The following is a 24,577-nucleotide window of genomic DNA, read 5'->3' on the forward strand; positions in this document are numbered from 1 at the left end:
CGCGGCTTAGCGGAAGACCGCCATCACCTTGTCCCACAGCGACGCGGTCTCGCGATCGCCGTCCACCTTGCTCGGCGCCGGCTGCGCGGCGCTGACGGGGTCGGAGGCCGGGAACGTGTCTTCCAGACCGGCCTGCAATTTGGCATGGGTTTCGCGGTCGGCGGCCAGGGCTTCTTGCGGATCCTGGGCGTGCTTGTCATGCGCGGCGGGATTGAATTTCTCGGCCATGTCATCCTCCATTGCCGGAAATAACGCGGCCGCCTGAACGGGGGTTCCAGATGCGCCTTGGCCCCTCGCGCCGCACCGTGTATCAGGAGCCCCGGAAATTCCCCGCATGATCAGGAACTTTTTGCGTGTCCCAGCAAGCTGCAATCAAGCCATTTATCGAGGTGCTGGCGGGCCGGCGGCAAGCCGTGCCGCCGCTCTGGATGATGCGGCAGGCCGGACGCTATCTGCCTGAATATCGCGAGCTGCGCGCCAAGGCCGGCAGCTTCCTCGATCTCTGCTTCAACCCCGACCATGCCGCCGAGGTGACGCTGCAGCCGATCCGCCGCTTCAATTTCGATGCCGCGATCATCTTCTCCGACATTCTGGTGATCCCGCACGCGCTCGGCCGCGCGGTGCGTTTCGAGGTCGGCGAAGGCCCGCGGCTCGATCCGCTGGCGACGCCCGCGCAGATCGACACGCTGGCGCGGCAAGCCGACTTCAGCAAGCTCGAGCCGGTCTATGAGGCGCTGCGCCGCGTGCGACGCGAGCTCGCACCCGAGATTGCGCTGATCGGATTCTGCGGCGCGCCGTGGACGGTCGCGACCTACATGGTCGCAGGCCAGGGCACGCCGGACCAGGCTCCGGCGCGGATGCTGGCCTATCGCCATCCCGACGCCTTCCAGACAATCATCGACGTGCTGGTCGAGAACTCGATCCAGTATCTGCTCGGCCAGCTCAAGGCCGGCGCCGATGCCTTGCAGATCTTCGACACCTGGGCCGGCGTGCTGCCGCCGCGCGAGTTCGTGCGCTGGTCGATCGAGCCCGCCAAGCGCATCGTCGCAGGCGTGCGCAAACAGGTGCCCGATGCGAAGATCATCGGCTTTCCCCGCGGCGCCGGTGGCATGCTGCCGGCCTATGTGGACGCAACCGGCGTCAATGCCGTCTCGATCGATTGGGCGGCCGAGCCGTCGATGATCCGCGAGCGCGTGCAGAACCGCGTCGCGGTGCAGGGCAATCTCGATCCGCTGGCGCTGATTGCCGGCGGCGCCGCGCTCGACCGCGCCGTCGACGACGTGCTGGAGAATTTTGCCAAGGGCCGGCTGATTTTCAACCTCGGCCACGGCATCCAGCCGGAGACGCCGATCGCCCATGTCGAGCAGATGGTGAAGCGGGTGCGGGCGTATCGGGGATAGCGTTAGCACCCTGCGCTGAGGTTTTGCAGCAAATGCTGGACCTGCACGTTGAACTCGTCGGCATTGTCAGCGCTGGCGAACACGTAGCGATCCGGCCGCACGATCACGGCCGCCGCCGCATTCTGCCGCATCCAGTCGGTGAACAGTTTTTCGGTCTCGACCACGGTCAGGATACCGTCGCGTGCGCTGCTCTCGCCCGCGCTTGCGACCACGACCCGCTCACCGCCGATCCGCCGCCACGCCGCGCGCAGATCGTCCGATAGCCAGGCCATCGTCTCCGGCGCTGACGTGACAATGGCAAATTCCGGCTTGAGGACATCATCGAGTCGGCGCACGCGGCCGTCAGGACCGCGCACATGCGGCTGCACGAACAAGCGTCCACCGAGCCTGGCGTCACGTTCGATCAAGCCGCTCACGAGGTCGGGGATGAATTTCTGCCGGATCGTTTCCGCCTTGCCCGACTTGAGATCGGCGCGCAGCCGCGCGTCGCGCTCGGCGGCGGCGACCGGATCGAGCTCGCCGATGATCTTGCCGAACTCCTTGGCGCTGGCGACGACGGCGCGGACATGCGGCTTGCGCTCGATCTCGTAGCTGTCGAGCAACGCCTCGCCCGCATCGCCGCGCAACACCAGCGCGAGCTTCCAGGCGAGATTGACGGCATCGCGGATGCCGGCACAGAGGCCCTGGCCAAGGAAGGGCGGCGTCTGGTGCACGGCATCGCCCATCAGCAGCACCCGGCGATCGCGCCAGCGCTGCCCGAGCAAAGCGTGGAAGCGGTAGACCGCCGAGCGCCAGATGGTGAGATCCGACGTATCGGTAAAGCCCTTGAGCAGGTTGATCACACTGTCGGGCGCGCCCACAGCGACCGGATCCTCGCCGGGCAGCAGCTTGATTTCCCAGCGCCGGAGATTGCGCGGACCGGGCACGAAGGTGCCGGGACGTGACGGCCAGCAATATTGGAACGTCCGCGCCGGCCGCTTGGCGGGATCGGAGGTCAGCGCGTCCACCACCATCCACCATTCGTCGAAGGCGAGATCCTCGAGGCCGCCGCCGATCTGCTTGCGGACAAAGCTGTTGCCGCCGTCACAGCCGACCAGATAGCGCGCGCGCAGCACGATCTCCTCGCCGGATTCGCGCCTGGCCGTCAGCGAGACCGAGGTCTCGTCCTGCGCCAGCGACAGGCCCGTCGTGGACAGGAGAACATCCACATTGCTGCACGTCGCGAGCTTGTCGCGCAGCGCCTTCTCGGTCTCCGGCTGCACGAAGGTCGCGTTCGGAATCCAGCCGAGCGGAAACGGCGGCGGCATCGGATCGAAGATCTTGATGATCTCGCCATCGACGCCGAGGTAATGCGTGCCGTTATGCGGCGCGATCGCCTGCTCCATGACATCGGCGAGACCAATCGCCTGGAACACGCGCAGTGCTTCATGGTCGACCGTGATGGCGCGCGGCTTGTCGTAGATGTCGGCGGCGCGCTCGACGACCGCGATCTTCAAGCCGTAATTTGCAAGCAGCAGCGCGAAGGTGGCGCCGACCGGGCCGAGGCCAACGATCGCGACATCATAGTCAGGTCCCCTGCTCAACGTTTCAGCTCCCTCAACACCTGACGCACCAACTCCGCGGTCCGCTCGAAATGCGCCGTGATCAGCCGCGCCGCCTCGTCGGCGTCACGGGCGACCACCGCCTCCATCAGCGCGCGATGCTCCTTGTCGCGGTTGGCACCCTTGACGCCGGCCTTCCGGCCGACATGGCGGTAACGCTCCGACGAATCGAAGAGATGCTCGCAATATTGCTGGATCCGCTCCGAGCCGGAGGCCGAGATCAGGCTGGAGTGGAAGTTGCGATGCGCGATCTCCCATTTCGGGCTGCGCTCCTGCTCCTGGCCCGGCTCGAAGCGCGGCGTGCGGGACAGGCGGTGGAACGCGAGCACCACCTGCTCTTCCCAGGCGGCATCGCCGCGCGCGATCGATTTACGGATCGCGAGCTCGTTCAGCCAGCAGCGTGCGCGGGTGAGGTCGACCAGGTCCTGCTCCCCCATCGGCGCCACCGCAAAGCCGCGATGATCGCTCTGTGCAACCAGCCCCTCCGTCGACAGCCGGCTCAGCGCCTCGCGCATCGGGCTGAGGCCGACGTCGAACCGTTCGCAGAGCGAGCGGATATGCAGCTTCTCGCCGGGCTCGATCACGACGGAGATGATATCCTGGCGCAACCGATCATAGACGTGGGAGGCCAGCGTCTCCTTGGCTCCTTCGGGTTGGTCGAGCGAACTATCTGGCATCGGATGCGTCTCAGCTGTTCGACTTGGCGAGATATTTTTCCAGCGTCAGCGGGGTCGGCTTGACCGCCGGCTCGCGCACGGTGACGCCGGCAAACGGTGTCGCCTCCTCGAACCAGGCCTGCCGCGCCGGCAGGCCCCAGGGGAAGGCGATGTTGTGATCGGTCGGGTCCCAGCCGATCGGCTCGTTCTCGATATCCATGATCTGGTAGTGGGTGTTGAACAGCTCGATGCGGTGCCCGTCGGGATCGCGCATATAGACATACATCGCATGTCCCGGTCCATGCCGCGCCGGGCCGCGCTCGACCGAGGCGCCGTAGCCGAACTCACCGGCCAGATCGCAGGCGTGCAGGAGATGGTGCACTTCCGGCGCGAGGAAAGCGAAATGATGCAGGCGCGGACCGACGCCGTTGAAGAACACGATGTCATGCGGGTTGCCCTTGCGCTGCAGGAACACGCCGCGCAGGTCGAACGTACCTGAAGGCGCGATGTACTCGCTGAGGCGGAAGCCGGCCGCCATGTAGAACTCGCAGGCCTTGCGCACCTCCGGCGTCAGGATCTGGTAATGGTCGAGCCGCAGCGCGCAGCCGCCCACCTGGCGGCTGAATTTTGTGATCATCCGCGGCAGCACCGGCATGGTCGCGCAGAACTCCAATGGCGTGCCGACCGGGTCAGTCGCATGCAGGGAACGGCCCTGATGCGGCACGTCGATCCATTCCGTCGCGCAGCCGTGCGTTTCGAAGAACGCCTTGAGCTTGTCGAGATCGGACTCCATCAGCACCCGCAGGCCGATCCGCGCGCAACTGACGTGGCCGCCCCTGCGCAGCACCAGGCTGTGGTGACAGGCCTCCTCGACACCGCGGAAATACAGCGCGTCGTCCTCTTCCGCGGTCAGGATCAGGCCGATCACCTTCTCGTAGAACTGCCGGCTCGCAGCGAGGTCGCGCACGGTGAGGACGAGATGGCTCGACCGCGTGATGCGAAACGGCGGATCGAAATTCGTGGTCGGGAGGCTCATGCGCTCTGCCTTTCTCTCACACGCTCAGCCCCGCAACAGGGCCGGCAACCATAGTGTCAGCGACGGAACGGCGGTCAACAGCGCCAGCACCGCGAGATCCGCCGCCACGAACGGGATGATGCTCCGATACAGCGTCTGCAGCGGGATATCCGGCCGCATCGCATGGATGATCAGGATCACAAGGCCAATCGGCGGAATCACCAGACCGAGCTCGACGATCACGACGTTGATGATCGCCCACCACACCGGATCATAGCCAAGGTGCACGACGATCGGCAACGCGAACGGCAGCGTGACGATCATCGCGGCAAGCTCGTCGAACACCGCGCCCAGCACGAGATAGGCGCCGAGCATCAGCACGATGATGCCGACCGGCGGCAGGTTGACGCTGCCGAGCAGGATGATGAGCTGCTCGGGGATTTTGGCGAGGCTGATGAAGTAGGTGAAGATCGACGAGCCGATCAGCACGAAATAGATCATGCCGGCGATCAGCGCGGTCTCGCGCAGGCTGGCGACGAGGTTGTTGCGCGAGAGCGTGCCGCGCAGGAACGCAAAGGCACAGGACACCACGGCGGCGACCGAGGCCGCCTCATTGACGGTGAAGATGCCGCTGTAGAGCCCGGCGAAGACGATCACGATCAGCAGCGCCGCGGGCGCGGCGCGCCTGACGGCGATGAGTTGCTCTGCGCGCGAGACCCGTGGCGCGACCGGTGCCATCGCCGGATGCAGATGCGCGATCAGAGCGATGGCGATGAGGTTGGCGACGATCGCGAGCAAGGCCGGGATCACGGCCGCGATGAACACGTCGAAAATATAGGTCCGCGCCACCACGCAATACAGGATCATGCTCAGCGACGGCGGGATCAGCGCCTTCAGCGCGCCGCCGGCCGCGATCGTCGCGCCGGAGAAGCCCGGCGCGTAGTTGCGCTTGAGCATTTCGGGCAGTGCCACCTGGGTGAAGGTCGCAGCCGTTGCCGGTGACGATCCGCAGATCGCGCCGAATGCGGCGCTGCCGCCGATGGTCGCGTAGGACAGGCCACCGCGACGATGGCCGAGCAGCGCTGCGGCGGCGGCATAGAGATCGCGCGCGAAGCCGGAGACGTTGACGAAGGCGCCCATCATCAGGAACAGCGGCACCGCGGCGAGGTCCATGCTGCCGAGCACCTGCGACGGCTCGGTCGCAAGGAACGTCAGCGCCGAGGACCAGTCGGTCTGCAGCGCGAAGGCCGCGATACCGACCACGATCATCGCAAACGCCAGCGGGACGTGCAGCGCGACCAGCACGAACAGCGCCACGATGCCGCCGACGCCGACCGCGGTCGCGCTCACGCCACGCCCTCCGGCTCGCTGGCTGGCCGACGGCCTGTCATCTCCTCGGCCAGCACGAAGGCCTGCACGGCGACGGCCGCCCAGAGGATGGCGTCGACGGCGAACCAGAACGGCGCCTTCGGCCAGTTCAACAGCCAGGTGACGTCACCGGCCCGCATCGTCTTCAGGCTGAACAGCAGGAATTGCCAGGCCATCGCGATCATCACGATCTCGACCAGCAATGCAGCAAGCGTATCGATCACGCGCACGCCTGATGGCGGCAGGATGCGCTCGAACAGCCGCAGCACGATGTTGTTCCGCTGCAGCAACGCGATCGGCAGACAGCAGGCGCCCGCGATGGCCGCGATCATGTCGCCGATCTCCCGCACCAGATCGATCGGCATGTTGAGCGTCGCCCGCAGTAGCCCGTCGAGCAGCGTGAAGGCCGCCAGGACCAGCAGCAGGCCGAGACCGGCGACGGCGAGCCCGCTCGCAGCGGCCGCGACGATCGTACGCGCCGCCTTCATCCGCCGCTCGCCCGCACCTTGGCCAGCAGCTCGCGCACCTTGGCCAGCAGTTCGGCATTCCCAGGACTTTTCGCGACCCAATCGGCGGTCACCTTGGCGTAGACCGGCTGCAGGCTTGCGAGATCGGCCGACGACGGTGCGACCACCGTGCGCTTGGGATCGGCCTTGAACTTCGTGATCAGCTCATCATGGTATTTGCCGACCTCGCGCACATAGGTGTCGTCGATCCAGCGCGGGGAGTATTTTGCGATCACGTCCTGCGCCGCCTTCGGCAGCGACTCGAACTTCTTGCGGTTCATCAGCACGGCAAGCGGGCCGGCGCCGAGCGGCAGCAGATAATCATGGCTGGTGACGCGGTCGATGCCGAAATCAACGACCGCTGCGGGAACGGTCGTGGTCGCATCGATGGTGCCGCGGCCCATCGCCTCGACCACCTCGTTCGGCGGCATCAGCACCGGCACCATGCCGAGCTCTTTCACGGTCTGGCCGATCACCGCGCCATTGATCCGCACCTTCATGCCTTTCAAATCGGCGAGCGATTTGATCGGGCGGCGCGCGAACACCATGTATTGCGGGTTCATGAAGGCGCCGATGACGTAATAATCGGAATAGCCGCGCAGCAGGTTGGCCTTCAGCAGCTCCTCATAGAGCTTCACGCCTTCGGTGAGGTTCTGCAGCAGGCCGGGCAGCTCGAACACCTGATCGTCGGGAAAGCGGCCGGGGCCAAGGCTCGGATTGACGAAAGCGATGTCGGCGACACCATCGAGCACCAGCTGCGGCTGCGCCGGCAGCGCCTTGCCGAGCGCACCGTTCGGATAGGCCTCGATCTTCACCGCGCCGCTCGGATCGGCATTGACAGCGTCGACCCACGGCTTGATGGCGCGTGCGTAGTTCACTTCCGTGTCGGAGGCGAAGAACGACAGCTTCAGCGTGACGGGTTCGGCCTGCGCGCCCAGCGGCGCGAACAGCACAAACCATGTCAGCAAGGCCAGGCGAAGTCGCATCATTCTCTCCTCCCCTTGATCGCTGCGGCTGATGCGCGTTGCCGTGCGCCGCCGTCTTGGGACGAAGTCATGCGGATAAAATAATCGATTTTCAAGTAGAAAAATTCACAAGATCGATTATTCTGGCGGACGGGCTGCGGCGATCCGCACGCGGACGGCCAAAAAAGATAAACTATTCCAAACGGGTAGGATCACGGGGAGGCTGCGCATGCGCCACATCATCGGGCTGATCGTCGCGCTGACGCTGGCGATCCCGGCGCAGGCGGAGACCTATCCGACGCGCGCGATCAACATCGTCGTCGCGCTCGCGGCCGGCACCGGGATGGACACGGTGGTGCGGCTCTACAGCGAGAAGCTCAGCCAATCCTTCGGCAAGCCGGTCGTCGTCGAGAACAAGCCGGGCAGCGCCGGCCTCGTCGCCGTCGAGGCGCTGCTGCAGGCGCCGGCGGATGGTCACACGCTCGGCGCCACGACGAGTTCGATCATGGCGATCCGGCCGAGCCTGTTCAAAACGCCGCCCTACGATCCGTTGCGGGATTTCATCCCGATCTCGGTCTATCTGAAATCGCCGTTCATCCTGGTGGTCGATCCAGCGCTGCCGGCGCGCTCGGTGCCGGAGCTGGTCGCCTACATCAGGGCGCATCCGGGCAAGATCAGCTTCTCCTCGTCGTCGGTCGGCAGCGCGCCGCACCTTGCCGCCGAGTACATGAAGCAGCGCTTCGATCTCGACATCAACCACGTACCCTACCGCAGCAGCCCGCAATCGATCGCCGACGTCGCAGCCGGGCATATCTCGATGTCCTTTGCCGAAGCCGGCGTATCGCTGCCGCTGATCCACGACGGCAAGCTGCGCGCGCTCGCGGTGACGTCGCTGACGCGGCTGCCGTCATTGCCGGACGTGCCGTCATTCGCCGAAGCCTCCGGCGTCGCCGACTTCGAGATGGTGTCGTGGCACGTGCTGCTCGCCAAGGCCGGCACGCCCGACGCGATCATCGAACGGCTGCGCGACGAACTGGCGCGCATCATGGCCGATCCGAAGATGCAGGACGCCATGACCACGCTCGGCCTGATCCCGCAACCACCGCAATCGCTGGCCGCCACGCGCGCCTACGTCGCCTCAGAGAACGAGAAATGGGGCGCGCTGGTGAAGCGGCTCGGCATGGCCGGCTCGATCTAACGTGAGAAGCGAGAAACAACATGGACCTCGGAATCAAGGGCCGCACCGCCCTCGTCTGCGCCTCCAGCCAGGGGCTCGGCCTCGCCTGCGCGCGGGCGCTGGCGCAGGAAGGCGTCAATGTCGTGATCAACGGCCGCGACACGGCCAAGCTCAAGAAGACCGCCGCCGAATTGCGCAGCGTCGCTCAAGGTGACGTCACCGCCGTTGCGGCCGACGTCACCACCACGGACGGCCAGGCGCGATTGCTCGCCGCCTGTCCCTCGCCCGACATTCTTGTCAACAACAACGCAGGGCCCGCGCCCGGAAATTTCGCCGACATCGAGCGCGACCGCTGGCTTGCCGCGATCGAGGCCAACATGATCGCGCCGTTGATGCTGATCCGCGCGGTGTTGCCGGCGATGCGGCAGCGCCGCTTCGGCCGCATCGTCAACATCACCTCGGCGATGGTGACGACGCCGCGGCCACACATGACGGTCTCCTCGGGCGCGCGCGCCGGGCTCACCGCGGCGATGAAGGGACTGTCGCTCGAGGTCGTGAGGGACAATGTGACGATCAACAACCTCTTGCCCGAGCGGTTCGACACCGACCGCCAACACCAGATGGCGAAGGCCGCGATGGCGCGCGAGAACATCTCCTACGAAGAAGCGCGCCGGCGCCAGGTCGAGTCGATCGCAGCAAGACGGCTCGGCGATCCCCGCGAATTCGGCGCGACCTGCGCCTTCCTGTGCAGCAACTTCGCGGGCTTCATGTCCGGGCAAAATGTCCATCTCGACGGCGGGTCCTATCCGGCGCTGATCTGACCGGCGCAATTGGTGCAGCCCCTCCACATACTACTTAAAGTAGACAATTCGGCTCCAGCAATGCCATGATGTCCTCCATCGCGATCGACGCGGCGGAGGGTTTGTCATGGCCGTCTTCATCAGCTATCGGCGCGAGGATAGCGATGGCGAAACGCGCGCCATCTACAATCGCCTCGCGCAGGAAACCGACGCGCGCAATCTGTTTCTCGATGTCGAGGCGATCGGCGCCGGCGAGCGCTGGAAGGGCCGCATCGACGACATGCTCGCCACCGTCAAGGCCGTGCTGGTCGTGATCGGCCCGCGCTGGCTCGACTCCCTCAATGCCCGCCATGCAGCGGGCAGCTTCGACGCGGTCCGCATGGAGATCGCCGCCAGCCTCGCCAAGCCCGGCGCCAATGGCGAGCTGGTGCAGGACGTCACGGACGGTCTTTGCACCGACCCCCGGTGAGGCCGGGGCACAGCAGCCGTCACGATCTCGAGGTCACACCGCGTCGGCGCGGTGCAGGCTGTCGACCGTAATGGTGCCGCGGGCACGGGAGACACAGGCGCAGATCTTGCGGTTCTCGCGCTTCTGGTGATCGCTGAAGAAGACGTCGCGGTGGTCGATCTCGCCGTCGACATCGACGACGTCGAGCGCGCAGACCCCGCATTCGCCGCGACGGCAATCGCTCATCACCTCGTGGCCGGCATCGTTGAGCACGTCGAGCAGCGAGCGGTCGCGGGGCACCACGAGCTCGATGCCTTCGTCGCGCAGCCGCACCCGGAAGGTTTCGGTCGGCAGCAGCCCGCTGGAGCCGAAGGTTTCGTAGCGCAGATCGGTCAGCGGCCGGCCGGCTGCTTCCCAGGCGTGCCGCGCGGCATCGAGCATCCGCATCGGGCCACAGAACAAGGCCATGGCCGCGTCGGGCAGTGCCGCAAAGGCGGCATCGAGATCGAGCCGCCGGCCCTCGTCGCCGGCGTGCAGGACGAGGCGATCGCCGAGCAGCTTTGTCAGTTCATCGAGATAGGCCGCATCGTCGCGCGAACGCACCGCGTAATGCAGCGTGACATCGGCCTTGCGACGGGCGAGCGCCTGCGCCGCGCCGATGATCGGCGTGATGCCGATGCCGCCGGCGATCAGGCAGAATTTTGGCCGCGTCCAGTCGATCTGGACCAATGACGCCGGCACCGTGATGTTGAGCCGTGCGCCCGGCGCCAGCGACCACATATATTGCGAGCCGCCGCGGGAATCCGGGGCGCGGCGCACCGCGATCCGGTAACCGTCCGGACCGACCTCGCCGACCAGCGAGTAGGACCGCGTCTGCGGCTGACCATCGATGGTGACGCCGACCTGGATATGGCTGCCGACCGGGTAGGGCGCGGCGTTGAAATTGTCGGGGCGCAGCAGGAATTCGCGGATGCCAGGGGTCAGATCGCGCGTCGCGACCAGCGTGGCTGATGTCCAGGTTTCGATGAAGCGCATGATGATCTCCTAGTCCACCGCCGAGCGGATCAGCGCCAGCGCCGGCAGCAGATCGAGACGGGTGCGGTTGCGCAGCGCCAGCCGCAGATTGCGCGCGGCAAGGCGGGCATGCTCGCGCATGATCGCCTCGGCGCGGCCGCCCTCGCGGTTCTCGATCGCATCGAGCACGATTCGGTGGTGATCCTGCGCGATCAGCAGGATCTGCCGCGCCTCGGGCAGCGCCGATTGCGCCATCACGAACCCGCTCGGCGAGGCGAACGGCAGCGCGGAGGCGCGGTCGATCTGGCGGGCGACCGGCGCGCTGCGCGACAGCTCGGCGAGCAGCGCATGGAAACGGCCGTTCAGCGCGACATAGGCGGAGAAGGCTTCCACCGACATCGGATCGGGACTGATCAGCACGTCGATCTCGTTCAGGCATTCCTTCAGTGGCTCAAGATCGCGCGGCGACACGCCGCGCTCGGCGGCAAACCGCGCGGCAAGGCCTTCGAGCGTTCCGCGCAGCTCGATGGAGTCGAGGATGTCGCGTTCGGAGAACGCCTTCACCATGAAGCCGCCGGACGGGATCGCCTCCAACAGGCCTTCCTCCTCCAGCCGCACCAGCGCCATCCGCACCGGCGTGCGTGACACACCTGTCGTCTCCACCGCCTGCAGCTCGGAGATGCGCTCGCCGGGGCGTAAGCTCCCCGACAGGATGAGATCGCGCAGCGCGAGCTGCGCGCGCACGGTTTGCGACACGGAGCGATCAGCCTCGCGCTCGGCCATGGTCTACTCCGCAGCCTGCAGATGCGGCGGCGGATTCTCCTTCGCCACCATGCGGTCGATCACCCGCCGCGCCCACATCGCCCCGGCGTCGATGTTGAGATTGTAGAACACGCGGTCCGGATTCTCGTCCATCGCGCGCTGCTGCGCTTCCAAGATGATCTCGTCCTCATGGAAGATGCCGGCGACGCCGTCGCGGATCTCCGAGGTCAGGCGCTGCTCGGTCAGGCTGTGGTTGCGCACGAAGGCCCAGAAGTAGTGGCAGGTCTTCTCGGTCTCCGGCGTGATGGTGTTGAGCACGTAACCATTGACACCCTGCGAGCGGTCGCCCGCGGGCGCGCCGGTGCCGGCCGGCGCAACGCCGACATCGATATTGACGGTGCACGGCGCCTCGAAGCGGATGATCTGCCAGCGATCGACCGGGCCCGGCTTGTTGAGCTGCTTGGCCCAGAACGGCGGCGGCTCGATGCCCTCCATCCAGCGCGTCACCGTCACTGTCTTCTCGCCATGGGTGACGTCGAACGGCGCTTCGGCGACCGCCTCGTTGCCGATGCTGGAGCCATGCACGAAGGTCTCGTGCGTCAGGTCCATCAGATTGTCGACCACGAGGCGGTAGTCGCACTTCACATGAATGGTCTTGCCGTCACCGGCCCAGGCCGGGTCGTGGTTCCAGTGCATGTCCGGCACCGTGGCGGGATCGGCCAGCGCGGGATCGCCCATCCAGAGCCAGATGAAGCGATGGCGCTCGACCACGGGATAGCTGCGCACGCAGGCCGACGGATTGATCGTCTCCTGCGAGGGCATGAAGGTGCAGCGGCCCTGCGCATTGTATTTCAGGCCATGATAGCCGCAGACCACGGTGTCGCCGTCGAGCCGGCCCTTGGAGAGCGGCACCAGCCGATGCCAGCAGGCGTCTTCGAGGGCGGCGACCTCGCCGTCGTTCTTGCGGTACATCACGACGTGCTTGCCGCAGATCGTCCGCGGCAGCAGCGCATGCTTGATATCGGCGTCCCAGGCCGCCGCGTACCAGGCATTCATGGGAAATGGCTTTGTCATGGGATCCTCCCTAGGGACCTCTAATGGATACTGATTGTATACATCTTTGGTCGCGAAAGCGCAAGATTTGGCGTTTTTCATCAGATATGGCAGTTTTCAGTATACTGATCTGGCCAGAAACTTGAGGGATTCCATGCCTCTACCGCCCCACCTCCTGCCGGCCACCGTCGTCGGCAGCTACCCGCAGCCGGACTGGCTGGTCGACCGCGCCATGCTGTCCAAGGGGGTGCCGCGCACCCGGATGCAGGCGATGTGGCGCGTGCCGGCCGAACATCTCGAAGAAGCGCAGGACGATGCGACGATCGTCGCCATCAGGGACATGGAGCGGGCCGGCATCGACATCGTCACCGACGGCGAGATCCGCCGCGAGAGCTACTCCAACCGTCTTGCGACCGCGCTCGACGGCATCGACACGGACAATCCCGCGATGATCACCTCACGCTCCGGCCATCAGACGCCGGTGCCGCGCGTGGTCGGCCCGGTGAAGCGCCGCGGGCCGGTCGAGCAGCGCGACATGCAGTTCCTGCGCAAGAGCACCGATCGCGCCGCCAAGATCACCCTGCCCGGCCCGTTCACGATGAGCCAGCAGGCGAAGAACGAGCACTACAAGGATGACGAAGAACTCGCCATGGCGTTCGCCGACGCCGTCAATGCCGAAGCGCTCGATCTGCAGAAGGCCGGTGCCGATGTGATCCAGCTCGACGAACCCTGGGTGCGCCAAAATCCCGAACTGGCAAAACGCTATGCCGTGAAGGCGATCAACCGCGCGCTGCAGGGTATCACCGTGCCGACGGTGGTGCATCTCTGCTTCGGCTACGCTGCGGTGGTGCCGGGCTCGAGCAAGCCTTCGGGTTATTCCTTCCTCGCCGAGCTCGACGACACCATCGCGAGCCAGATCTCGATCGAGGCGGCGCAACCAAAACTCGATCTCGGCGTGCTCGCGGATCTCTCGTCAAAGACGATCATGCTCGGCGTGCTCGATCTCGGCGATCCCGCGATCGAGTCTGTCGAGACCGTTGCGGCACGCATCCGCAACGGCCTCAAGCACGTGCCGGCCGAGCGGCTGGTGGTCGCCCCCGACTGCGGCATGAAATACATGCCGCGCGAGGTCGCGTTCGGAAAGCTGAAGGCGATGTGCGAGGCGGCCGCAATTGTCCGCGGGGAGCTCAGCTAAGCTGCGCCCGATGCCGTCAGCGGATCATAGTCCGGGCTCTTCATCAGCGTGTGCAGCTGGCGCCGTCGCACGCCCATATTGCCGCCGTCGAACAGCGGATAGGCCATCGCGTCCTGCAGCAGGCCGGCGAGCGGACATGTGTGATCGTAGCTTTCGATACCGACCACGCGCATCAGATCGGTGATCACCCTGACCGCGGTCTCCGAGCCGAACACCTTGGCATGCAGCGCGAGCTCGAAGGCGCCGGGCGCGTTGCTGTCCATGGCGTGGCAGGCCTTCCAGCTCAGATAGCGCGCCGCCTCGATCGCCATCTTGGCATCGGCCAGCGCATAGCCGACCGCCTGGTGCTCGATGATCGGCGCGGCGCCGCCACGATGCTCGGTACGGGCGAAGTTCAGCGCATAGAAGAAGGCCGCGCGCATCAGCGCGACGCCGAACACGCCGACCAGCGCCGCGGTGCCGGCAAAACTCATCTCGACAAGTTCGAGCCCGCCGCCGACGCGGCCGATCACATTGTCCCTGGGCGTGCGGACCTGATCGAGCCGGAAGCGCGGCGTCAGGTGGGCGCGATGCCCCATCAGGTCGGCAGCGCGCTCGAGCACGATGCCCTTGATGCCATCGGCGGAGCGCGGCACCGCGATCACCGAAATCGCGCTCTCCGGCGGCGCTGATGGATCGGTGCGACAAACCACGCAGATCAGATCGGCGCCCTTGCCGTCCCAGCCGGTTGCGCTCGACACCCATTGCTTGGCACCGGTGATGACCCACTCGTTCCCGTCGAGGGTCGCGCTGGTTCGCAGCCCCGTTCCCGGCACCGGCGAAGCAAAATTCGCACTGCCGCCGGGTTCGCTGAAGGCAAAGGCGGCGAGCGGCGCGCCGGCACGCTCCAGGAACGGCGCGAAACAGGTCTTCTGCTGCGCCGGCGAGCCCGCCAGCAGCACCGGCATCAGGCCGAGCAGCGAGCCAAACATCGTCAGCGACACGTTGACGTCGACCGCCTGAAACTCTTCAGCGACCACGGCCATATCCAGCAGGCCGGTACCCTCGCCGCCAAGCGGCGCCGGAATCATCCGCCGCATGAAGCCTGCCTTGATCACCTGCTCATAGAACGGCTTCGTCGCCGCAAAGCGCTCGGCGGGCGTGGCCAGATGGTGCGTTGCCTCGGCGACTTCAGACAGCACCGCTTTCGCAAACGAGCGGGCGGACATCTGCAGGTCACGTTGGTCCTTGGTCAGGGTGAAATCGATCGGCATGGCCGCCTCTCCTCCGGCAGGGTCGAATGATCCAAGGTGAAGCGGCGGCCGGCCGAAGTCATTGACGCCGCGTCCACGCCCGCTTGGCAAAATGTCCACCTGACTGGCATGGGAATTGATTGTAAGCTGGCCAAGACATCCGACACGACATCCGAACTGGCATCCGATCAGACATCCGATCCGGCAGGCGAACATGAGCGCTTCTTGGAACATGCAGGACGTCGCACCGGCCGAGCGCTTTGCCTATTGGCGCGAAGCGGTGCTGCAGACCTATCTCCCGCTCGAACCCGAGAGGCTGGCACCGGATGATTTCGACGGCAGCATCACCAGCATCGGAAGTGCCGCGCTGCCGCTGTCGCGGGTGCAGTCCGTCCCCAACGCGATCCATCGCACGTGGCAGGGCATCGGCCGCTTCCAGGACGGCTCGTTCTTCGCCAATCTGCAGATCTCGGGCGATGCGATCGTCGAGCAGCATGGACAAAGAACGCTGGCTCGCCCTGGCGACATCGTCCTGCTCGACACCAACGAACCCTTCGCGATGCGCTTCGAAGCCGGCTGCGACCTGATCTGTGCCAGCATTCCCGGCGCGAGGCTACGACGGCAGCTGCAGCAGTTGCCGGGCCGACCGCCCAACGTCATCGCCGGCCGTGGCGCCGGCCGCCTCGCCTCGGCCTATCTCGGCGCGCTGCGGGACATCCCGGACGATTTCGCGCTGATCGACGATCTCGCCGCGAACCAGATCGAGAGCCTGCTGATCCGGGCCACCGCAGTCGGCACGCCGACCAGAGCCGTGGCTTCCCATCGGCAGCAGCTGTTGCAGCAGATCCAGGGCTTCATCCTGGACGAGTTGCACAACCCGCACCTCTCGGCAAAATACATCTGCCGGCAGCTGAACATCTCGCGCAGCCATTTGTTTGCCGTGCTCGCCGACGCTGGAACGACGCTGGCCACGCATATCCGTGAGGCACGGCTCCGCCACAGCCTGAGCCAGCTCCGCGATAGCAGGCTCGCCGATCTTCCCATCGGCGAGATCGCGCTGCGCGCCGGCTTCTCCAGCCACGAAAGCTTTTCGCGCGCATTCCGCCGCGTCTACGGCATGCCGCCCGGCGCATATCGCGCCGGACGCGACGAGACGCATTGAGGGGAACGCGCGGGGCTAATGTCCCAGCACGTCCTTCGCGACGGCCAGCGGGTTCATCAGGCTTGCGAGATTGCGGTTCATGAGAACGGTGACCTTGCTCGCATCGAGCGCGACCTGTCCGACAGATTTGCCCAGCCGATAATCCCTGAGATCGGAATCGCGGTAGATCGTCCCGCCGATCTTGAACTCGCCGGACGCGATCTGCTTGCGGAGATCGCTCATGCAGAAGACATAGTTCTTGTCGCCGATCCTCGTCTGCAGCACCGGCGGCACCTTGCTGCCCGCCTTGGCGGCGCGGTAGGCCTTCATCTCCTCGTCCGAAAGTTTCAAGGCCAGCGCCGTCTGCCAATTGTGCGGCGCCTGGTCGGCATAGTAGGCGGCGATCACCGTATTGCCGGGTACCTCGGCGACCAGCATGAAATTGTGAATCGTCTTCGGCACGGGCGCATTCTTCAAATAATAATCGTGCTGGCAGGCATCGCCGGGCGCGGAGATCGCGCCGTCGGTCGCGATATAGGATTTGCGCTGCGACGCCGGCTGCACCGCTTCGGTGGCAAACAGCGGGGCATGGCCGAGCAGCGGCAGCTCCGCTTCGGGATTGGCCTTGATCGCCTTGCGCAGGTTGTCCTGCGGCAGATAGGCCGGCAAATAGCGATAAACGATGACTTCGACATCCTTGCGCGCCAGTGAAAAGAACAGGCCCGGCACCACCGACGGCTTGATCGCGAAGCCGCCCTCATGGTCGGCGTTCCGCTGCAGCGACGCGCGGATCGGAAACAGCGATGAGAACTCGTCCGTGTCCGCGGCTGGATTGAAGATCCTGGGCAGGTCCTGCAGGCAGAAGAAGGTGCGATCGCGCTGCACGCCGGCCGCATCATAGTAGATCGTCGTGAACGCCGGCAGGGTCTTCGCCCCCTGCAACACCTTGTGGTAGGCCGCGATCTCGTCGGGATCGAGCCGGATGCGCAGCAGGAACTGGTAATTGTGCGGCGGCGTACCGGAGCGGTGCTCAACGATGATGTGATCGGTGCCGTCCTGGCCGAGGATGATAAAGGAGTGCGACCCCATCCGCGCCGTCTCGCCCGGCAGCATGTAATTGGTGCCGCAATCCCCAGCGCCGGCCGGATGGCTGCCGTCGTGATTGTGCATGTCGTCCGCCGCATAGGGCTCGGCGGCGATCGCGGGGCGGTTCGTGAACCATCCCAACTGGCAGGCGACCAATAGCAACAATAGGAAGCGGGACGGTTTCATCGCAATGCCTTCGAAATTGTCGGGCCGGCCGGGCCGGAGTATCAATAGCGCCATGCGCGTGATTTCGACAGCCGCCTGGCTGCTCCTTGGCCTCTCCACGAGCTTCGCCCAGACCCCGCAGGCCGCGACCTCGCCGACCTTGCTGGTCGATCAGCCGCCGGTGCTGGCGGTGCTCGATCACGACAATGCTTCGTCGCTGTCGCTGGTGTCATTGTTCAAAAATATCCATGCCGCGCAGAAGCTGCCTCTGCCGACGGTTGCCGCAGGCCCGACCCGCGCCGGCGATCTCGCGCGCTTCGGCGAGACCTACGGCCAGTTCGCGGCCGTGATGTCGGCCGATATCGGCCGGATCATTTCGGGGCTCGGGATCGATTGGGAAAAAGAGATCATCAAGACCTACGATCCGAAGTCGGCCAGGACCGAGGCCGGCAAGGCGCTGCGGCTCAACGGCAACGTCGCGCGGGTCTTCAACGAGAAGTGGCTCGGCTCCAATGACGGGCTGTTCATCCTGTCCGGCGTCGTCAACCGCATCGACCGCCGGGATTTCGACCCCGGCCATTGCGGCGAGCTGCGCTTCATCTACCGGCTCGGCTATGACGTGACCATGAACGGCAAGACCTACGCCTCGCGGATGCCGTTCACTGTCAACATGGTGTTCAGCTATGGCGATGACGGCAAGAATTGCCAGGAGGTCGCAAAGCTCTGGCGTCTCGAGGGCCTCGACAAGGACGAGCCGTCGGTGGCCGCGCGACGCCTGCTGCAGGGCCCGCTCGATTTCGCAAAGCTCAGCTTCAAGCAGATGGAGATCAACGCGCAGGTCGTGCGCTTCCCGTCGGATCTCGAGAATGTCGAGAACCGCAAGTTCGCGGGACAGGCGATCTACTGGATGCGGATCTTTGCGCTGCGCGACGGCAAGTTCCGGCCGATCAGGCTGGAGAACACGCCCGACGTCCAGGCCATCCTGAAGGATCCCGCCAAGCAGAAGCAGTTGCAGGACTATCTCACAGGCCACCTCGGCGAGATCGACAACGGCGTGTTCACCCTGCCGGACAGTCTTGCAGCCGACGTCGCACTGAGTTTTTCCACCGCGGGCAGCGCGCGCGTCGCCAACCGTCCGTTCGATCTCCTGGTCAGCAAGGAGCAGGCGGGCAAGATCGTCGGCGAAGGAGCCGCGTCGCGCAAGTTCGTGCAGAACGGCGCGGGGCTGCTGGAGCGGTTGAACACGTCGTCCTGCATGGGCTGCCATCAGTCGTCGTCGACGGCCGGCTTTCATTTCCTGGGCATGGACCGTTTCGATTTCGGCGGCGATGCCGCGGCGACCAGGAGCGCGCTCGATGGCAACCGTCTCGATCTGCCGTTCTCGCCGCATGTCGACGCCGAACTCGCCCGCCGCCTCGCCTATGTCGCCAACGTCGCGCAAGGCCATCAGCCGAACACCTTTCGGCCGCATCCGTCCGCGCCTGCCGCGAACTGGCAGAGCGCTTCGCCGGGCTACGCCGCGGCCGGCGACAACATGCCGTGTCCGCTGAACTCTGATCTCACCGGTCCAGCCAAATGGACCTGCAACGCCGCGCGTAATCTGACCTGCCAGCCGGCCGTGACCAACGCGTCCGCATCATCCTCGCTCGGCCAATGCATTCCCGCGCCGCAGTCGATCGCCGCGGGGCTGACCTGCCGTGCCGACGCGATCGCGGATTCGTCCGCAGCAAACCCGGGCAAGGAGCAAATCAGCTTCAGCCTGCGTGCCTTCAACGACCGCGTCAGCAAGGAAGAGCTGATCTACAAGGTGCCGGAAGGCAAGCTCAGCGGCTTCGACTACAATTGCCGGCCGACCAAGCTCGGCGTGCCGCTCGGCCGCATCACGCGCCCGTGCAAACCCGACGAAACCAGGCTTTCGAATATCCAGCCCGGAAAGGCGCCGGAGGAAATCTGCGCCGTCGTCGGCGGCAAGGGTTTTGAGCAGATGGCCAAGGGCTATTTCGACAGCGCGGCGTTTGCCGCCGGCGTCGGCCGTGGCGTCCTCAACACCTGCTCGCCATCACGCTTCTGCCGCGAGGACTATATCTGCCAGGAGATGCCGGACTTTCTGACCGGCGCAAAGTTCGGCGTTAGCGCGCAGAACCTGAATGTGTTGAGAAGCAAGAAGATCGGCTTCTGTACGCCGACCTATTTCGTCTATCAGCTTCGCCTCGACGGGCATCCCAATCCGAGGTGATCGGACGACCGCAACGTCAGGACGGCGACGGCGAGCGCGATGCCACAGTCTGCACGTCCTTGATGCTGATCACGACGGCCAGGCGCTTCACGCTGCCGCTGCGGTAAGCCGCCAGGAATTTGTCGTAGTTCTTGACCGACACGCAGCCGTTGGAATCGCCGTTCGGGCCGAGCATATAGCTGTGCACCAGGAGACCGGTGCGGCCGAACGTATCGGTGCCTTCCACCGGCGTCATGCGCAGCGCGGGCACACCGTGGAACAGCCGCTCGCGCGGCTTCATCTCGTAGATGCCGGGAGGTGTCGGTCCCTCATTGCGGGTCGCGATCCGCGTGGTGTCGTCCATCAGGCTGCCGAGGCCGGAATGCGCCTCGAACTTGGTGCCATCAGGCATGTACACGACGCGCGCGGTGAGGTCGTAGACCGCGGTGGTGCCGTCATAGCCGAGCGCGCCGAGGTCGGGGCTCGGCCCCGACAGCAAACCGCCGCCGTTCGGATCGAGCGACGCCAGCTGGATCTTGCCCGGCAGCATATCGGCGATCTTCTGCAGCATCGTGCGGTTGTCGGCCACAGGCGTCGGGAACGGGTTCGGCCCGTCGTAGCGGGCGACGAGATTGGCCTCGGCCGGACGTGCGCGCGGCAACGGAATCGCGGCCACGTTCGACGATGGCGCCGGCTGGCTCGGCACATCGACCTGGGAGTCGCGCAGCTGTTCGCCCAGCACCTCCTCGATGTGACCGAACTCGGAATTGAAATCGCCGCGGTCCGACCGGATGCCGCGGCGCAAGGGATAGTAAAGCGCAGCCGACGAGAGCGTGGAGCGCGAACCGAACCGGTCATCGAACGACAGTGAGGCCGTACCATTCGCCATCGCCGGTCCATGCAGGAAGGCGGTGGGGTCGAGGCCGACGATCCAGGCGGCGAATCCGCACGACAGCGCGACAGCAGAAATGGCAAATGCCACCCTGCCGACCAAGGAAGAGCCGCGGCTTGACCGATGCCGGGCAGCGCTCGTCGTTCTTTGACCCATCCATCCCCGGTTCGGTGTCTTTGGGCTTAGATGCCCCCCATTCAAGATTCACCGAATGCGTCACCATATCAGGGAATTAGAGTAAGGCATAATCGAGACGTGAGGGCCGTCCGCACGCTTTTTTCGGGCGTTTCGGGCCAAAAACCCCGGAATCGGGGTCAAATTGCCAAAATTCGCCCCCCGCGTCCCGTCTCGGAACGTATCGGCAGGAGGGTCAGGCGATCTTCTCCTCGCGGAGCGTCAGGACCGGGACCGGCTTGCCGATCGCATAGCCCTGGACATAGTCCACCCCGATGGCGCGCAGCTCGTCCAGGATGGCGATGCTCTCGACGAACTCGGCGACCACCTGCTTCTGCATGATCTTCGCGGTCCGGGTGATCATCTCGACCATCGCGCGGTCGACCTTGCTGTTCAGAATCTCCTTCACGAAGGCGCCGTCGATCTTGATGAAGTCGACCGGCAGGTGCTTGAGATAGGCGATCGACGACATGCCGGTGCCGAAATCATCCAGCGAGAAGCTGCAGCCCATGTCGCGGATCCGCTCGATGAAGGCGGTCGCCTCGTCGAGATTGGAGATCGCGCTGGTCTCGGTGATCTCGAAGCAGATCGACGTCGGCGGGACGTCATGCTGGGCGAAGAGTTCGGCGACGTAGTCGACGAAATCGGCGTCACCGACGGTGGCACCCGACAGATTGATGGCGTAGCCGGCGATCTTGCGCGAGCTGTGCCTGCGCTCGGCGATGATCTCGAAGGCCCGGCGCACCACCCAGCGGTCGATCAGCGGCATCAGCCCGTAGCGCTCGGCCGCGGGCAGGAAGCTGTTGGGCGTCACCAGGCTGCCCCCCTCATCGCGCAGCCGCAGCAGCAATTCGCGCCGCTCCTGGCCCTTTGCGATGCCGCCGACCGGGCGGATCTCCTGCTCATAGAGACAGAAGCGCCCCTCATCGAGCCCCCTGCGGATCCGGTGCACCCAGCTCATCTCGGCGACCCGCACCGTCATGTCGGCATCCGACGGACGGTGCTGCTGGACGCGGTTGCGGCCCTTGTCCTTGGCGAGGAAGCAGGCGACGTCGGCGAGCCGCAGCGCGTCCTGCACGCCCGCGCAATCGTCGAGCCGGACCAGGCCGATGCTGGTGCTGCAGCGGAAGCTGGTGCCTTCGTGGATGAAGCTCGACTGCTCGACGACCGCGCGAATGCGCTCGGCAACGTCGGAGGCCTGTTCGGGCGTATCCCCATCACAGCCATGGAGCAAAATCCCGAACTCATCGCCGCCGAGGCGCGCGACCAGGCCATGGCCCTCGACCTCACTGGCAAGCAGGCGCGCCACCTGCCGCAGCAGGCGATCGCCGGCCATGTGGCCGCTTGTGTCGTTGACGATCTTGAACTGGTCGAGGTCGATCAGCATCAGATGCCCGCCGGAGGTGAATGGCGCGGACATCGCCTTGTGCAGCTCGAACTCGAACTGCCGGCGGTTGGCGAGCGCCGTCAGCGCGTCGTGCGACGCCGCCCAGGCGAGCTCCTCGACCAGCCGCCGCTCGGCCGTCATGTCGTGGATGACCATGACGCGGCCGGCCCAGTGACCGTCATGGGTGATCGGCGTCTCCACCACCGAGATCGGCACGGTGGAATGGTCGGGCCGCACCAACAGCCGTTGTTTGGGATGATCCGCATCAGTGCCATCGGCGGTCCCGTAGGAGCCCTTCACGGGCTGATCGGTGATGCTGAACAGCGAAGCGACCGGCTGATCGGTCACGTCATGGCCGGCGGCGAGCAGCCGCTCGGCCACGGGATTCATGTAACTGACGCGATCGTCCGGCGTCGTGACGATGACGGCATCGCCGATCGAAGCCAGCGTGAGCTGCGCGCGCTCCTTCTCCTCGGCCAGCGCGCTCTCGGCAAGCCAGCGCTTCAGCAGCATGCGACGGGTGTGGAACAGCACGATCCCGGCAAGGCACGCCGCAACCAGCGAATTGGCCAGCAGGAGCCACATGGCGACCTCGCGCGAGGCGCGCCCCAGTTGATCGGAAAAATCCACGGCCAGCGTGCTGAGCGCGGTATCCACCGCGCCGATCCGCTCGGCCCAATGCTTGATCGTCGCCGCGGACGGATTGTTGAGCGCGACGTCGTTCTCGGCGGCATCGCGGAGCTGAACCAGTTCGTCAAGCAGCGCATCCGAATTGCGCCACGCCGTCACCGCGTTGGCGACATGGTGGAGGCTGCGGAAATGCTTGAACAGCCAGATCATGCCGCCGATGTCATCGTCATGATTGCCGGCCTTGGCGAAACCTGCGCGCGCCACGTCATCGCCGCCGCCGGTCTCGAGCGCGATCCGCGCCGTACGATCCGCCAGCGGAATCGCGATCGCGATATCGAACTTCTGCAGATATTCGGGCGTGCCGGTGCTGACGAAGGTCTGCAGCGCGTGGATGGCGTCCTTCTGTCCCTTGGACCAGATGCTCTCACCGGCGACATAACCCCGCACCGCCGACATCACCTGCAGGCTTCCGACCGACAGGCAAGCCTGCAGCAGCACGATGGCAATCAGCGGCCCGACCACCCGCCACAGCGACCGGCTTCGAAACGAAAAAAACATACCCAATGCTCGCACACATCGATCGGGCACGAGCGTAGGAACGGCGGCTTAACCCCACGTTGCAAAACGCAATGACTTTGAAACGACTTCGCGGCAGACAAATTGCTTACAATTTGATCTTCTCGTCTCCCGGAGCCGGGCAAGCCGGCCACTTGGCCTGCCGGATCAAGGCTTTAAGGTAGTGACTGCCGTGCACGGAAATTGCATGGAAGCGGAGCTGGGCGGACGTCATGAACCTGATCAGTCTCGATATCCGGATGCTGCGATCGCTGATCTCGGTCGTCGATACCGGGAGCATCACGGAGACGGCGCGCCGGCTGGGACGCACCCAGCCCGCGATCACGCTGCAATTGCAGCGGCTGGAAGAGCTGACCGGCAAGCAATTGTTCGTGCATGCCGGCCGCCGCCTCACGCTCACCGAGGATGGCGGCACGGTGCTGAACTACGCCAAGTCGATCCTGCGGCTGCATGACGAGCTGATCTCGCAGCTGGCATCCCAGGAGATCGAAGGCCAGGTCGTGCTCGGCACGCCGGACCTCTATGCCGCCTTCATGCTGCCGTCGATCCTGAGCGTGTTCCGCAAATCCTTCCCGCGCATCCAAGTCGAACTGAACTGCGCGCTGTCGACGCCGCTGGTCGGCCTGGTCAAGCGCGGTGACGTCGATATCGCGCTGGTGACGCGGATGAACGACTTCACCGGCGGACAGGTGGTGCGGCGCGAGCAGCTGGTCTGGATGACCGGCGATCAATCCACCGCGCACCAGGAATCGCCGATCCCGCTGGCTCTGCTGCCGCCCGGCAACATCTATCGCGACTACGCGATCGAGAGCCTGGAGATGGCGCAGCTGCGCTGGCGCATCGCCTGCGTCAGCGAGAGCGTCGGGGGCTTGCAGGCCGCCGCCTTCGCCGGCATGGCCGTGACCGTGCTCGGCCGCAGCGCGCTGGTGCCGTCAATGCGCGAGATCGGGACGGCCGAAGGTCTGCCGCCGCTGCCGCAAGTCGAGCTGCTGCTCTACAAGTCCAGCAACGCCACCTCGAAGGCAGCGACCGCGCTGCACGATTACCTCGCGCACTATCTCCGCCTCGACGAGCAACTCGGCGAGAAGGGTGGCCCGATCGTGCTGCCGTGACGCGGCT

General features: G+C 65.5%; 22 protein-coding genes. 8 read left to right on the forward strand and 14 right to left on the reverse strand.

Going from position 1 to position 24,577, the window contains the following annotated elements; all coding sequences use genetic code 11:
• Positions 1-6 precede the first annotated feature (6 nt).
• Complete coding sequence (locus JQ604_RS06600) at positions 7-228, reverse strand: hypothetical protein (RefSeq protein WP_212354523.1); 222 nt, start codon at positions 226-228, stop codon at positions 7-9.
• A 125-nt stretch (positions 229-353) separates the two neighbouring features.
• Between JQ604_RS06600 and hemE the strand changes: the two genes are divergently transcribed.
• Complete coding sequence (gene hemE, locus JQ604_RS06605) at positions 354-1,400, forward strand: uroporphyrinogen decarboxylase (protein ID WP_212354525.1); 1,047 nt, start codon at positions 354-356, stop codon at positions 1,398-1,400.
• A 2-nt stretch (positions 1,401-1,402) separates the two neighbouring features.
• Here hemE and JQ604_RS06610 read toward each other — a convergent pair whose 3' ends face one another.
• From JQ604_RS06610 to dctP, 6 genes are read right to left on the reverse strand one after another with little or no spacing between them, the layout of a single operon-like run.
• Complete coding sequence (locus JQ604_RS06610; protein WP_212354527.1) at positions 1,403-2,983, reverse strand: bifunctional 3-(3-hydroxy-phenyl)propionate/3-hydroxycinnamic acid hydroxylase; 1,581 nt, start codon at positions 2,981-2,983, stop codon at positions 1,403-1,405.
• Positions 2,980-3,678, reverse strand: a complete 699-nt coding sequence (locus JQ604_RS06615) for a GntR family transcriptional regulator (RefSeq protein ID WP_212354529.1) — start codon at positions 3,676-3,678, stop codon at positions 2,980-2,982. The genes JQ604_RS06610 and JQ604_RS06615 overlap by 4 nt, the downstream gene beginning before the upstream one ends.
• A gap of 10 nt (positions 3,679-3,688) precedes the next feature.
• On the reverse strand, positions 3,689-4,693 hold the full coding sequence (locus JQ604_RS06620) for a VOC family protein (RefSeq protein ID WP_212354531.1): 1,005 nt from the start codon (positions 4,691-4,693) through the stop codon (positions 3,689-3,691).
• A gap of 24 nt (positions 4,694-4,717) precedes the next feature.
• Entirely contained in the window at positions 4,718-6,022 is a 1,305-nt protein-coding gene (locus JQ604_RS06625) for a TRAP transporter large permease (RefSeq protein ID WP_212354533.1), read from the reverse strand.
• Positions 6,019-6,528: a TRAP transporter small permease subunit gene (locus JQ604_RS06630; protein ID WP_212354535.1), complete on the reverse strand. Its 510-nt coding sequence runs from the start codon at positions 6,526-6,528 to the stop codon at positions 6,019-6,021. Before JQ604_RS06630 ends, JQ604_RS06625 begins: the two co-directional genes overlap by 4 nt.
• Complete coding sequence (gene dctP / locus JQ604_RS06635) at positions 6,525-7,532, reverse strand: TRAP transporter substrate-binding protein DctP (protein WP_212354537.1); 1,008 nt, start codon at positions 7,530-7,532, stop codon at positions 6,525-6,527. Before dctP ends, JQ604_RS06630 begins: the two co-directional genes overlap by 4 nt.
• A 208-nt stretch (positions 7,533-7,740) precedes the next feature.
• Between dctP and JQ604_RS06640 the strand changes: the two genes are divergently transcribed.
• The 3 genes from JQ604_RS06640 (at position 7,741) to JQ604_RS06650 (ending at position 9,957) form a co-directional block, all read left to right on the forward strand.
• Positions 7,741-8,709, forward strand: a complete 969-nt coding sequence (locus JQ604_RS06640; protein ID WP_212354539.1) for a Bug family tripartite tricarboxylate transporter substrate binding protein — start codon at positions 7,741-7,743, stop codon at positions 8,707-8,709.
• 20 nt (positions 8,710-8,729) lie between these two features.
• Positions 8,730-9,509 (forward strand): SDR family oxidoreductase, encoded by a 780-nt coding sequence (locus JQ604_RS06645; RefSeq protein WP_212354540.1) that lies wholly within the window; start codon positions 8,730-8,732, stop codon positions 9,507-9,509.
• A gap of 106 nt (positions 9,510-9,615) precedes the next feature.
• Positions 9,616-9,957: a toll/interleukin-1 receptor domain-containing protein gene (locus JQ604_RS06650; protein ID WP_212354542.1), complete on the forward strand. Its 342-nt coding sequence runs from the start codon at positions 9,616-9,618 to the stop codon at positions 9,955-9,957.
• Positions 9,958-9,990: 33 nt separating this feature from the next.
• Here the strand turns inward: JQ604_RS06650 and JQ604_RS06655 are convergent, their stop codons facing one another.
• The 3 genes from JQ604_RS06655 to JQ604_RS06665 are packed head-to-tail and all read right to left on the reverse strand — an operon-like array spanning position 9,991 to position 12,786.
• Positions 9,991-10,971, reverse strand: coding sequence for a PDR/VanB family oxidoreductase (locus JQ604_RS06655; RefSeq protein WP_212354544.1), 981 nt, complete (start codon positions 10,969-10,971; stop codon positions 9,991-9,993).
• Positions 10,972-10,980: 9 nt separating this feature from the next.
• On the reverse strand, positions 10,981-11,733 hold the full coding sequence (locus JQ604_RS06660) for a GntR family transcriptional regulator (protein ID WP_212354546.1): 753 nt from the start codon (positions 11,731-11,733) through the stop codon (positions 10,981-10,983).
• Between the two features lie 3 nt (positions 11,734-11,736).
• Positions 11,737-12,786 carry an aromatic ring-hydroxylating dioxygenase subunit alpha gene (locus JQ604_RS06665; protein ID WP_212354548.1) on the reverse strand — a complete coding sequence of 350 codons (1,050 nt, stop codon included), beginning with the start codon at positions 12,784-12,786 and terminating at the stop codon, positions 11,737-11,739.
• 133 nt (positions 12,787-12,919) lie between these two features.
• On the opposite strand from JQ604_RS06665, the gene JQ604_RS06670 reads away from it, so the two are divergent.
• Positions 12,920-13,960, forward strand: a complete 1,041-nt coding sequence (locus tag JQ604_RS06670) for a uroporphyrinogen decarboxylase family protein (RefSeq protein WP_212354550.1) — start codon at positions 12,920-12,922, stop codon at positions 13,958-13,960.
• Here JQ604_RS06670 and JQ604_RS06675 read toward each other — a convergent pair.
• Positions 13,957-15,213, reverse strand: a complete 1,257-nt coding sequence (locus JQ604_RS06675; protein ID WP_249158056.1) for an acyl-CoA dehydrogenase family protein — start codon at positions 15,211-15,213, stop codon at positions 13,957-13,959. The genes JQ604_RS06670 and JQ604_RS06675 overlap by 4 nt on opposite strands.
• Before the next feature lie 193 nt (positions 15,214-15,406).
• On the opposite strand from JQ604_RS06675, the gene JQ604_RS06680 reads away from it, so the two are divergent.
• Positions 15,407-16,354 carry a helix-turn-helix domain-containing protein gene (locus JQ604_RS06680; RefSeq protein WP_212354552.1) on the forward strand — a complete coding sequence of 316 codons (948 nt, stop codon included), beginning with the start codon at positions 15,407-15,409 and terminating at the stop codon, positions 16,352-16,354.
• Positions 16,355-16,369: 15 nt separating this feature from the next.
• Here the strand turns inward: JQ604_RS06680 and JQ604_RS06685 are convergent, their stop codons facing one another.
• On the reverse strand, positions 16,370-17,659 hold the full coding sequence (locus JQ604_RS06685; RefSeq protein ID WP_212354554.1) for a hypothetical protein: 1,290 nt from the start codon (positions 17,657-17,659) through the stop codon (positions 16,370-16,372).
• On the opposite strand from JQ604_RS06685, the gene JQ604_RS06690 reads away from it, so the two are divergent.
• Positions 17,658-19,820, forward strand: a complete 2,163-nt coding sequence (locus JQ604_RS06690) for a hypothetical protein (RefSeq protein ID WP_212354556.1) — start codon at positions 17,658-17,660, stop codon at positions 19,818-19,820. The two genes, JQ604_RS06685 and JQ604_RS06690, sit on opposite strands and share 2 nt — an antisense overlap.
• A 16-nt stretch (positions 19,821-19,836) precedes the next feature.
• Here JQ604_RS06690 and JQ604_RS06695 read toward each other — a convergent pair whose 3' ends face one another.
• Complete coding sequence (locus tag JQ604_RS06695) at positions 19,837-20,781, reverse strand: DUF2778 domain-containing protein (RefSeq protein ID WP_349631059.1); 945 nt, start codon at positions 20,779-20,781, stop codon at positions 19,837-19,839.
• A 280-nt stretch (positions 20,782-21,061) separates the two neighbouring features.
• A complete protein-coding gene (locus tag JQ604_RS06700; protein WP_212354560.1) occupies positions 21,062-23,440 on the reverse strand; it encodes an EAL domain-containing protein in 2,379 nt (792 codons plus the stop codon).
• A 230-nt stretch (positions 23,441-23,670) separates the two neighbouring features.
• Between JQ604_RS06700 and JQ604_RS06705 the strand changes: the two genes are divergently transcribed.
• Complete coding sequence (locus JQ604_RS06705) at positions 23,671-24,570, forward strand: LysR substrate-binding domain-containing protein (RefSeq protein ID WP_212354562.1); 900 nt, start codon at positions 23,671-23,673, stop codon at positions 24,568-24,570.
• The last annotated feature ends 7 nt before the right edge of the window (positions 24,571-24,577 follow it).

It is taken from the genome of Bradyrhizobium jicamae (assembly GCF_018130695.1).
Taxonomy (GTDB): Bacteria; Pseudomonadota; Alphaproteobacteria; order Rhizobiales; family Xanthobacteraceae; genus Bradyrhizobium; species Bradyrhizobium jicamae_B.

What these genes read in the sequence shown, in the direction of transcription:
- JQ604_RS06600 (WP_212354523.1), bottom strand. Translation starts at nt 228, where the DNA reads ATGGCCGAGAAATTCAATCCCGCCGCGCATGACAAGCACGCCCAGGAT.
- JQ604_RS06615 (WP_212354529.1), bottom strand. Translation starts at nt 3,678, where the DNA reads ATGCCAGATAGTTCGCTCGACCAACCCGAAGGAGCCAAGGAGACGCTG.
- JQ604_RS06620 (WP_212354531.1), bottom strand. Translation starts at nt 4,693, where the DNA reads ATGAGCCTCCCGACCACGAATTTCGATCCGCCGTTTCGCATCACGCGG.
- JQ604_RS06630 (WP_212354535.1), bottom strand. Translation starts at nt 6,528, where the DNA reads ATGAAGGCGGCGCGTACGATCGTCGCGGCCGCTGCGAGCGGGCTCGCC.
- dctP (WP_212354537.1), bottom strand. Translation starts at nt 7,532, where the DNA reads ATGCGACTTCGCCTGGCCTTGCTGACATGGTTTGTGCTGTTCGCGCCG.
- JQ604_RS06640 (WP_212354539.1), top strand. Translation starts at nt 7,741, where the DNA reads ATGCGCCACATCATCGGGCTGATCGTCGCGCTGACGCTGGCGATCCCG.
- JQ604_RS06645 (WP_212354540.1), top strand. Translation starts at nt 8,730, where the DNA reads ATGGACCTCGGAATCAAGGGCCGCACCGCCCTCGTCTGCGCCTCCAGC.
- JQ604_RS06650 (WP_212354542.1), top strand. Translation starts at nt 9,616, where the DNA reads ATGGCCGTCTTCATCAGCTATCGGCGCGAGGATAGCGATGGCGAAACG.
- JQ604_RS06655 (WP_212354544.1), bottom strand. Translation starts at nt 10,971, where the DNA reads ATGCGCTTCATCGAAACCTGGACATCAGCCACGCTGGTCGCGACGCGC.
- JQ604_RS06660 (WP_212354546.1), bottom strand. Translation starts at nt 11,733, where the DNA reads ATGGCCGAGCGCGAGGCTGATCGCTCCGTGTCGCAAACCGTGCGCGCG.
- JQ604_RS06665 (WP_212354548.1), bottom strand. Translation starts at nt 12,786, where the DNA reads ATGACAAAGCCATTTCCCATGAATGCCTGGTACGCGGCGGCCTGGGAC.
- JQ604_RS06670 (WP_212354550.1), top strand. Translation starts at nt 12,920, where the DNA reads ATGCCTCTACCGCCCCACCTCCTGCCGGCCACCGTCGTCGGCAGCTAC.
- JQ604_RS06675 (WP_249158056.1), bottom strand. Translation starts at nt 15,213, where the DNA reads ATGCCGATCGATTTCACCCTGACCAAGGACCAACGTGACCTGCAGATG.
- JQ604_RS06680 (WP_212354552.1), top strand. Translation starts at nt 15,407, where the DNA reads ATGAGCGCTTCTTGGAACATGCAGGACGTCGCACCGGCCGAGCGCTTT.
- JQ604_RS06690 (WP_212354556.1), top strand. Translation starts at nt 17,658, where the DNA reads ATGCGCGTGATTTCGACAGCCGCCTGGCTGCTCCTTGGCCTCTCCACG.
- JQ604_RS06685 (WP_212354554.1), bottom strand. Translation starts at nt 17,659, where the DNA reads ATGGCGCTATTGATACTCCGGCCCGGCCGGCCCGACAATTTCGAAGGC.
- JQ604_RS06700 (WP_212354560.1), bottom strand. Translation starts at nt 23,440, where the DNA reads ATGTTTTTTTCGTTTCGAAGCCGGTCGCTGTGGCGGGTGGTCGGGCCG.
- JQ604_RS06705 (WP_212354562.1), top strand. Translation starts at nt 23,671, where the DNA reads ATGAACCTGATCAGTCTCGATATCCGGATGCTGCGATCGCTGATCTCG.